At 50.5% G+C, this 9637-nt stretch carries 10 protein-coding genes; 3 read left to right on the top strand and 7 right to left on the bottom strand.

Going from position 1 to position 9637, the window contains the following annotated elements; genetic code table 11:
* From AAH187_RS16280 to AAH187_RS16265, 4 genes are all read right to left on the bottom strand, one after another.
* On the bottom strand, window positions 1-793 hold a 793-nt coding region (locus AAH187_RS16280; protein WP_342349532.1), incomplete at its 3' end, for a transglutaminase-like domain-containing protein.
* Window positions 794-880: 87 nt separating this feature from the next.
* Window positions 881-1660, bottom strand: a complete 780-nt coding sequence (locus tag AAH187_RS16275; protein WP_342349531.1) for an ABC transporter permease — start codon at window positions 1658-1660, stop codon at window positions 881-883.
* Between the two features lie 43 nt (window positions 1661-1703).
* A complete protein-coding gene (locus tag AAH187_RS16270; protein WP_342349530.1) occupies window positions 1704-2678 on the bottom strand; it encodes an ATP-binding cassette domain-containing protein in 975 nt (324 codons plus the stop codon).
* Window positions 2679-2684: 6 nt separating this feature from the next.
* On the bottom strand, window positions 2685-3290 hold the full coding sequence (locus AAH187_RS16265; RefSeq protein WP_342349529.1) for an LON peptidase substrate-binding domain-containing protein: 606 nt from the start codon (window positions 3288-3290) through the stop codon (window positions 2685-2687).
* A gap of 250 nt (window positions 3291-3540) precedes the next feature.
* On the opposite strand from AAH187_RS16265, the gene AAH187_RS16260 reads away from it, so the two are divergent.
* Window positions 3541-4668, top strand: a complete 1128-nt coding sequence (locus AAH187_RS16260; RefSeq protein ID WP_342349528.1) for a lipocalin-like domain-containing protein — start codon at window positions 3541-3543, stop codon at window positions 4666-4668.
* Window positions 4669-4710: 42 nt separating this feature from the next.
* Window positions 4711-5739, top strand: a complete 1029-nt coding sequence (locus AAH187_RS16255) for a hypothetical protein (RefSeq protein ID WP_342349527.1) — start codon at window positions 4711-4713, stop codon at window positions 5737-5739.
* 57 nt (window positions 5740-5796) lie between these two features.
* Here the strand turns inward: AAH187_RS16255 and AAH187_RS16250 are convergent, their stop codons facing one another.
* The 3 genes from AAH187_RS16250 to AAH187_RS16240 all read right to left on the bottom strand — a co-directional run bounded on the left by AAH187_RS16250 (window position 5797) and on the right by AAH187_RS16240 (window position 8353).
* The gene (locus AAH187_RS16250) at window positions 5797-6777 is read right to left on the bottom strand and encodes a hypothetical protein (RefSeq protein ID WP_342349526.1); all 981 of its coding nucleotides are present in this window, start codon (window positions 6775-6777) and stop codon (window positions 5797-5799) included.
* A 173-nt stretch (window positions 6778-6950) separates the two neighbouring features.
* Window positions 6951-7343, bottom strand: coding sequence for a response regulator (locus AAH187_RS16245; protein WP_342349525.1), 393 nt, complete (start codon window positions 7341-7343; stop codon window positions 6951-6953).
* Between the two features lie 524 nt (window positions 7344-7867).
* A complete protein-coding gene (locus tag AAH187_RS16240) occupies window positions 7868-8353 on the bottom strand; it encodes a hypothetical protein (RefSeq protein ID WP_342349524.1) in 486 nt (161 codons plus the stop codon).
* Between the two features lie 534 nt (window positions 8354-8887).
* Between AAH187_RS16240 and AAH187_RS16235 the strand changes: the two genes are divergently transcribed.
* Window positions 8888-9637: hypothetical protein (locus AAH187_RS16235; protein ID WP_342349523.1), on the top strand; the 750-nt coding region annotated here is incomplete at its 3' end.

Raw genomic sequence — 9637 nt, 5'->3', positions numbered from 1 at the left:
GTTCTTCCCGCTCATAAATACTCAACAGGTTCCTGAGCATGCGGGCAAGGATCAGTCGTGTCGAACTCTTTTCCAAAAACTCAGGAGAATAGTCCAAACCGGATGCCGTAATAAATTGTTCACAGTCTTGTTCCCGTAAGAATGCCCCACCGTTAAAACAATCCACAAATTGCGGAATAGGCTCTCCTTCAATCTTCACCAGGAAATGCCCCGGCATTCCGACTCCGGAGAGGGGCAAGTTCAAACGGTTTCCCACAAACACGTAGATGGCCGAGAGAGAGATGGGGATCCCTTGCCGGGATTCGATGACCCGATGCAGGTAGCTATTATCGGGATCGTGGTAATGGATGCGATTGCCGGAAAATCCCTTGTCTTTAAAGAGGAACGCGCTGAGGAGTCTGGCGACTTTCCCTGGGGGAGCCTCTTCGGAATGCCATTTTTTTCGAAATTCTTGAGTGAGGTGATCCAGGCACTCCTGATAATGGGGAATATCTACATTCGGGTAGGCGATCCTGGCGATGAGGAATGCTCCCTGCTCCCAATCAAGCTGCCGGGAGCAATGAGCAACGAACGTGCGGAATTCCTCTTTGAGTTGCTCAAAACGAATTTCATCTTTCACAAAAGCGACCCGTGATTCCAAGGTCGTATCATCCGCGCTGGCTTTTTCCAGAAACGGTAAGGCCGGGGACCCGATACGGACGAATTCGCGTTGGATCGTTTTGGCGACCTGTTCGTTGGGATCGGACAGCAAACGAAGCAGGGCCTGAATTTTTGTCTCCGAAGGTGAGTGCAAGAAGGGTAGTTCCGGGTCGAGATAATAATCCCTCCTCAAAGAGACAGAGGCGTCTCATCGAGGAGTTTATAATTTGGCAAAAGGCGGTTAGCCGACGGAGCGCTTGAACGCGCGGGCTCCCCCATAGAGACACAGGCCGTCGAAGACGGCGAGAACTACCAGTGCGATGGCCACCTGAGGGAGCGCTTCGCTCCAGCCGGTAAGGATCAATGGCCGGATGGCATCAATGACCCAGGTCATTGGATTGAAGAAGGCTAGTGATTTCATCCAACCCGGCATGGCCGCTAATGGGACGAGCGCGGAGCTGAGAAAGATCATCGGGAGCGAGAGGAAGCCAAGCACCGAGAAAAAATCCCCGTGACTTTTCACGGAAAACGCCATGGCCATGGAAATGGCGGTGAGCCCGACACCAAAGAGCATGCCGATGACTAAAATGAGTGCGATTCCTAAAATCCCGGTTTCCGCACTCACGCCAAACAAAAAGGCCACTCCCAGAATAACCAGAATTTGCATGGCGGTGATGGCCATCACAAAGAGAAATCGACTGAGGATAACGGACGATCGTCGGATGGGAGTTGCCATCAGTCGCTCCAGAAACCCGTTTTCTTTATCAAACAGGAGGTCTACGCCACCCGCCAGCCCGTTATTGAGGACGGTCATTACGACGACGCCGGCTGCAAGAAAACTCATGTAATTCGGGGCTTGGACGACCTGTACATCGGCAGCACGTTGGAATAGGTTGCCGAAAAAAATGAGCCAAAACAGCATGGGCTGGATCAGGGTAAACAGCATACTGAATTTTTCCCGGCTCAAACGCTTGACCCATCGATTGGTCAGGGCAAGCACCTCTTGAATTTGCTCATTCATGGAGAAACCTTTCCAGGACGGTGAAATTCTACAGGATATGATCTTAGGTCGTGGGTTCAGTGGGTTGGTCTTTGAGGGACCGGCCGGTGTGAGCCACAAACACATCGTCTAGTCGAGGCCGATGATATTCGATTCCGTCGAGGCGACATCCTACTCGATTGGTCGTCTCGAGGATAGCAGGCAATGCCTTCTCAGGAGCATCGACGCGGATATCAAGCCCCTGTGGAGTAGGACGAATGGCACGCACGAAGGGTAAAGCTTTCAGCGCGGTTGAGAGGGTTTCGACGACCTGAGGCTCAGGATCTCCAAGAGTGAGCCAGACGCCATCTCCACCCAAACTGGCCTTGAGATCCTTTGGAGAGCCAATGGCGCGGATTTCCCCACGATCAATGATGGCGATTCGATCACAAAGCTGGTCGGCTTCATCCAGATAATTGGTGGTCATGACGATGGTCATCCCCTGCTCGCGCAATTGCCGGAGGTATTGCCAAATATTGAGGCGGCTTTGAACGTCAAGCCCAAGCGTGGGTTCGTCCAGAAAGAGTACTTTGGGATTCGGCAATAAGCCGCAGGCGATATCTAATTTTCGTTTCATCCCACCGGAATATCCTTTGGCCACGCGATCGGCATGTTCCTCCAGATCGACCAACTTCAAAAGCGAGGCAATCCTGGTGAGGGCTTCATTCTTTGGAAGATGATAGAGATCCGCGAGCAACAGCAGATGCTCCCGTCCGGTAAGAAAGCGGTCGATGGCCCGTTCTTGGGGCACATAACCGATCAGCCGTCGAATGGTATCGGCTTCTTTGACGACATCATGCCCGAAGATGGTTGCGGTCCCGGACGTGGGGCTTAGGGTCGTAATTAAAATTCGAAGCGTGGTGCTTTTCCCTGCCCCGTTGGGTCCCAGGAGGCCAAAAATTTCCCCTTGCATGACGGACAAGGAGAGATCCTTCACCGCGGTCACGGTGTCGTAGGTTTTCCCCAGCCCTTTAACCTCAATGGCAACGGCATCAGACATGGTGTGTTATCCTTGTGCCGTTCGAAGATCGGCAAGTTTAAAGCGGATTAGATCAATCAGGCGGCGAGCTTGCTGGACGAGATGGCCGGATTCAAGTAAAAATTGTTTTTCCACAGGTGACAAATCAAGACCGGCTGAAAGGTTATGAACAAGAATGGAATCCGTGAGTTTGCCAGAAGCGATCACCTGACACAACTCATGAGCTTTTTTCCAGGTGAGATATTCTTGGGTGATGTGCTCCAGATTGATGCGGGTTTCAGTGTCCAGGGAGGCCAGGCCCCTTTGAGCATGGGGAATAATTTGTGCCTGTCGGTAGGGAGTCGAGACCTCTTGTTCCTCAAAGGTGCATCGCTGAAGACCTTGCAATACAATGTTAAACCGACCGTCAGCCAGTTTGTGTGAGCTGATAATTCGTCCCACACATCCGATAGGGTAAATCGGGGGATTCTCCTCATACTCGTCTTCCCAGCCGTCTTTAAGCAAGGCCATGCCAATGCAATTTCCCTGAGCGGATGCCTGTTGGACCATTTCACGGTATCGGGGTTCGAAGATGTGGAGTGGCAAATAGGTTTCAGGGAAAAAAACGGTGGTGGGCAGTGGAAAAATTGGCACGATGTCCGGTATCGGAAATGTGTCGGATTCGGCCGATGGAAAATCTGAAGACATGCGGTACGATAGCGGAGAATTTTCGAGAAAGTCAACGTAAGATAATGGCTTCAAGATTTTCGGTGAAATGAGAAAATCCTTGCGGGGAAAGGGATTTGTACGCTATGAAAGGTCGTGGTATAACCGGAGCCATGAAGTGGACGAAGGCCTTTCCCAACGCGATGGTTATACAGGCCAGGAGGTGAGAGCGAGATCCTTGTGGTTCGAGATTTCGTTCCTGATCATATTCCCGCTACTGGGGATTTCGACGGTCTTTGCAGAGCCCTCCAACGTTGGACTTCACGAATTTGCTCCTGCCCGCCCTGGATACGTCTATGTGTTCCCGCAGGATCATGGCAGTCATGAGCAGTTTCAGACAGAGTGGTGGTATTTTACCGGACACCTGTCGAGCACGAATGGCCGACGATTTGGTTACGAATTGACGTTTTTTCGTCGCGGAATTGACTCACCTGATGCCTGGAGCAATCCTTCTGCATGGGCCATGCGACATTTGTACTTTGCCCATTTCGCGTTAACCGACGAAGCGAATGATCAATTCCGGTTTACCGAAAAGCTCAGTCGTGCCGGAATCAAGAAGGCCGGAGCCGAGGCGGATCGGTTGAATGTGTGGATCGATCGGTGGTCGGTGAAGACGGTGACCCCCGATCATCGACAATTTCATCTTCAAGCGCAGGCAGAGGATTTTTCCATTGATTTGACGCTTGAATCGAGTAAACTCCCCGTTACTCATGGCACAGATGGTGTGAGCCGGAAAGGCCAGCACCCGGACGATACCTCCCATTATTATTCATTGACCCGTCTTCAGACGGCAGGATCGGTGGAGGTACAGGGGACACCGCTGGCGGTCAACGGCGTGAGTTGGATGGATCACGAGTTTGGATCTGCTGACCTTTCGGAAGGTCTCGTTGGATGGGATTGGTTGAGTCTGCAACTTGAAAATGAATATGACATCATGGCCTATGGGCTTCGCCGTGCGGATGGAACGTTTGATCCTGCCTCCAGTGGAACGCTGGTGAGGCCAAACGGATCGTCGACATCCCTTTCCCTTGAAGAGATTATTGTAAGCGTACATGGCCATTGGACCAGTCCGGTCAGTGGTGCGCGGTATCCCAATCAATGGACGTTATCTATTCCGTCAGAAAAGGTGGAGTTGAATATCTCTCCCAGAATGGCGAATCAAGAACTCGTAACCAGGCGTAGTACCGGTGTGACGTATTGGGAGGGAGCGGTGGATGTCACGGGGATTTGGAAGGGAGAGAATATTCATGGCCAGGGCTATGTCGAACTAACCGGATATGCTGAACCCTACCGCCCATCACAATAATGTGTGACTGTTTGAGATTTGGCAATGAAAAACCCCTTTAAGATGTCCCGAACTCTTTGGGCCTTCGTGGTGTCCCTGGTGCTCGGATTGACGGCCTGCGGTCAACGAAGCGATACCATTGTGTCCATTGCCTTACATCCCACCAAACCCAATATTGTGTATGTGGCCACGGATGAAGCCGTATATAAGTCTTCTGATACGGGGGCCACATGGACCAGATTTGCGGGCGAACTGGCCCGGACGCGCGTGATTAGCCTTGCCCTTGACCCGCAGCTGTCCGCCACCGTGTTTGCCGGAACGATGGGGGATGGGACCTATAAAAGCCCGGATGGGGGAAGAACGTGGCATCCCTACAACTCCGGGATTCAGAAAGGTACGATCTCGGCTATTGTCAATCAGATTGTGTTTAATCCTTTGGGAACGGAAATGGTCTATGCCGGGACGACCGTTGGGGTGTTTCGAAGCCTGGATGGCGGTCGACATTGGACCGAACGGATGCAAGGAATGACGGAGGTAAGTTTTGTGGTAACTCTGGCAATCGATCCTCAGCGTCCAAGCGTCTTGTATGCGGGGACGACCGGAGGAGTCTATCGCACCATCAATGCCACGGAGAGCTGGGAAAAATCATCCACGGGCATGGTGGCCTCAGATGCCAAAATGGCCTCAATGGCGTTGGGAGTTAATGGAATTGTGGTTGATCCAACGAATAGTGACGTGGTGTATGCAGGGACCACGGATGGATTATATAAATCAAGGGATCAGGCCGAACATTGGACAAAGATCGGCGGAAGCATTCAACACGCGTATATTAGTGCTATCCAACTGGATCCCACTGACCCTTCAACCCTGTATATGGCGACAAGTGATCGGGTTCAAAAAAGTGAGGACGGAGGAGAAACCTGGCAACCGAAAGTTAATGGTTTGGAGGCAGTCAGTATTCGTAGTCTTCAGATGAGTGCCATGGATCCACACATTCTGTACGTTGGCACCAATGGAGGTGGGCTGTATCGAAGTTCAGATGCCGGAGAGTCCTGGATCCGATTACCTCTGGTTCCTGCCTCAAGTGATTAGTCGCCAGTGTTGGATGATTCTTTTCCGACTGGGCTCTGCTGTGTATTCGTGAGCGCCTTATTGCCCCTTCCAGGATTCAGGAAGCAGGAACGAGAGGTCCATCATGACTTTGGCTCCATAGGTTGGGCCGAAGTCTTTACTATTCAGTTGATCGTTCCATGTTTCGAACGTAAATGGGTGGGCACGGATCGCAACAGTCCAAAAGCGTTCCTCCAAGGAGTCTCCCCGGTCTCCCTTAAACATTCCGGAATCAATGGTGACGCCGATTTCGACTTCGAGCAATGGACGAAATGTTTTCTCATCATACCAGCCATAGCTCAGGGAGCTTTGTGCAGCAACCGAATGATTGGCTAAGTCATGGAACGCGGCCCCGGTGGAGATTCGTCCAGCCCTCACCATTCCGGAAAATCGGAGAGGCCTGAACATATCTGTGACCCAGCCATCATGTGTTCCGCTCAGATATTCGATAGTTTTCACCGGTGACCAGCGGCGAAATCCCCCACGGGCAAAGAGTTCGTGATATAGGCTTCCCGTCTGTCCTCCGCCGCCAAGAAAGAGCACTCGGCGTTGTCCCGGGAGTTCTCCCCATCGGGTGATTGAACCGGATATGGTGAAGTCGGTCGCTTTTCGTTTTTGTCCAACCTGGACTTGAGGGATTCCATACAAACGGTCATGAATGAAATCATTTTGGAGAAATTCTGAGGGCTGATTTCTCGTAGGGCCTATCCCGAAGGTGAGGTTTGTGCTCCATCCTTCCAAAGAGTTGGACCAGTGGCGAGTCCAACTGGTCGTCACCAAATTTATTCCGATGGTTTCACGAATGCCGTTGAACCGCTCCCCCTCACCATTAAATTCAGTAAAGCGAAATATCGACAATCCGGTAGCAAGTACTGGTTCTTGATCGGGATAGGCGAGCGCTCCCCAATGAATCCCGGGCGCGGAACTTTCTGCCCTAGCCGATTGTGGAGATATCCACCAACTTAACCAGGCGATCAGGATGATAAAAAAAGTCAGAGATGAATGGAATCGGCAAGCCATAGTCAAAGAGATGAGAAGGTTAAAGTCAGCGAGGGGTAGTTGCTGATTTCTGGAACAACGGCAATGTCTTAGAGCATCTGCCCTATAGTGGGGGATGACTGTATGGCAGGCTTACTCTTGAGATGTCCAGACGATACGATACCCAATAAGGGGTGAATCAGTGAGGGAGGGAATCAGAAGTCGAGAGCCTCGTTTACTTTTTCGACAAGTTCACGGAAATTACAGGGTTTGTCAATAATCGCATAGGCACCCAGTCCCATGGCTTTGTGCTTGTGGATTTCGTCAATGACTCCGCTGAGCAGGATTACCCGAGGGGTTCTGCCGTTCAAAGTCTTGTTGACTCGTTCCAACAAGGTCAGTCCACTCATAATCGGCATGTGATAGTCAGCAAGGACGAGATCTACATGGTTTTCTTCCAACCACGCCAGTGCGGCGGCGCCGTTTTCCGACTCAGCGCATTCAATTCCAGAGGATTCTAATGCCCCACGCACAGTTCGGCGGACAGCAGGTTCATCATCCACAATCAGCACATGTTTTCTGAGAGAGGGGGACCGTTTGTTCACCACGATGTGTTCCTCTGAAACACCCTTAGAACATTCAACTTTTTCTCAGAACGAGTTGGCCGTTTTCATTTGGGTAAGTTCTTCTATTTTGACATACGTAATGTGACTTGCGGAATACCCTCACCATATATCTTGTGTAGATTTTTATCAACTACACAATGATTAAATATTCGGCAAAATGATGAAGGAGTAGTGAATGATGCTGGATCACAAATGATAAAGAGCTTACGCACAGGATTGTCCACAGTTTTGGTGGATGGGAAAAGTTGAAATGAATGGCTGAAAAGCGATGGGTGATTCAGGAGGAAAAGAATTCAGCTAAAATTCACAGCTCCGGTGGGATTCATGGAGTAGAGATTGCCTAAAGGCTGCATTTGAGGTGCTGTCATGGTTCATTAATAAGATGTCTTCCTACCGTAATCCATGGATAGCGGCCATGGATACAAAAGGTGTGCGGCTTGGATTCACCCTGAATCAATCCTCCCGTTTTATTTGCAGGACCAGTCAGTTCGAAAAAAGGGAGAGGCTTACACCTGAGCTTTTTGTAGGCCTGATCCGGACAATTGTGTTTTGACTGATTCGAATATTTTACTTCCCGGGAGAAGTTCTATCCCCGGTGAGCCTGACGCAATCGCCTCCTGGACCGCTAAACGGGCCACTCTCATGCGTGGGATAGTTTGAGAGGGGAGTGCTTCTTGAAGAGCGATGAAGGTCACAGGAGGAATCTTGACAGCGAAGAGGTCGCCGTCAGGGGAGGAAAAAATAAAGCATTCAATATTGGAAGACCCGACACGATAGGTCAATTTAAAGGTGATATTGTGGGGTTGAAGGGAGTCATCATCAGAGGGAAATTGCTGAAAGGTGTTTTCGACAATATCCTGGGATACGCCAGAGGGAATACCAGGAATCCACTCCGGCATGGTTGAAAGGCCACGGTGGCAATAGCCCGTAGAGGTTTTCGCCACTCGCCAGGTAACGCCTTCGATGAAAAATGACAAAATTTGTAAAGCCATGACAATTTTAAGAAGAGAGTGTTTGAGCGTTGATCCTTCCTGCAGGCCTATCGGCCGGCTCAATCAATTCACTAGCATACTAGGGAAGCAGGGGCTCAAGCAATTCCAACAACTATATGATACAAGGGAAAGACAACGTGAAAAAGGAGTCGGCCTTGTTTTATTAGACTTGTTTTGTAAGATTAAGGAGGAAGAGTCAGGGATTTTTCTCCGTGAAAGCAAATTTTGTGGTATTTTAAGGACTCCAATTCTCTGTAGCCTGCTTCGGCATTACCTTATGAGACCTGTAAGTGATTGATCCTTTGAATAGCCCGTTGCGTGGGGGGATCTTCTATTTTTTAATTAAGATCTTCATTTGCTAATTTTTCATCCAAAATATAGAACGTAACTCAAATTTCTTCTCTTATTCTAATGTGATTATTTGACAAGTCGACCTGATCCAGACATTTTTTGAGCCGGAATCAGGAAAAATTTCTTATCGCGCCTACAAATATGGATCTTTACAAAAGAATTGATAACGAAGGGAACATCACTATGTCGGGTCTAGGTATTCGTCACTATAGAAACCTGATCGGTCTGCTTGGGGTTGTTGGTCTGGTAATGGGGTGTGTCTCCAGTGGGCACGAAAACTATAAAAAAGAAGGGTTTCAGGTCACTCGCCCTAATCCGGGAGCCAGGGTGGTGTTGAGGGGAAATCATGTGGCGGCCGTCAATCAGGCCTTCGATTGGTTAAACGACCATCAGCTGCTGGTGGTCGATCGGCGGGTCGATCCGGAATTGACCGCTCAGAAATTTTCCCGTCAAAATGAGACGGAACGGCAAACTCAAATTCTAGCAGTCGATCGTATGGTTGGGGCGACGTTGTGGGTCTTTGCGCAGGTCGATGAAACTTCGCTAAATCCCACGGTAGATTCCATGAATGGCGGTTCTCAAAACCTGAACGCGACTGCGGTAGACATTCAAGGGATCGATGCGAAAACAGGGGAGGCCATGTTCGGAGCCAGGGCCTGGAATTCAGGGCCCGTGGCAGTGTCTGAACGCGAAGTGCAAGATCTGACCATCCTTGCCCTGGAAATGGCCTGGCAGGGATCAGCAGGGTCGCATACCGGTCAACAGGATGTGGCCCCTAAGGTCACCACGGAACCGAAGGCGCCCCTGGTGGCGCCGGTTTCGGCTGATTCTTCCAGCTCACCAACCACAACTCAGTCGGCGACGGTATATTTGGACCCGCCTGGACCAGCTGCTGTGACCCAGTCAGAGCCGGTGGAGTCAAGCGCGATATCT

This window comes from uncultured Nitrospira sp. (assembly GCA_902500695.1).
Lineage (GTDB): Bacteria > Nitrospirota > Nitrospiria > Nitrospirales > UBA8639 > Nitrospira_E.
The sequence above is the reverse complement of the archived record's forward strand: the minus strand, read 5'-3'. Positions and strand labels throughout refer to the sequence as shown.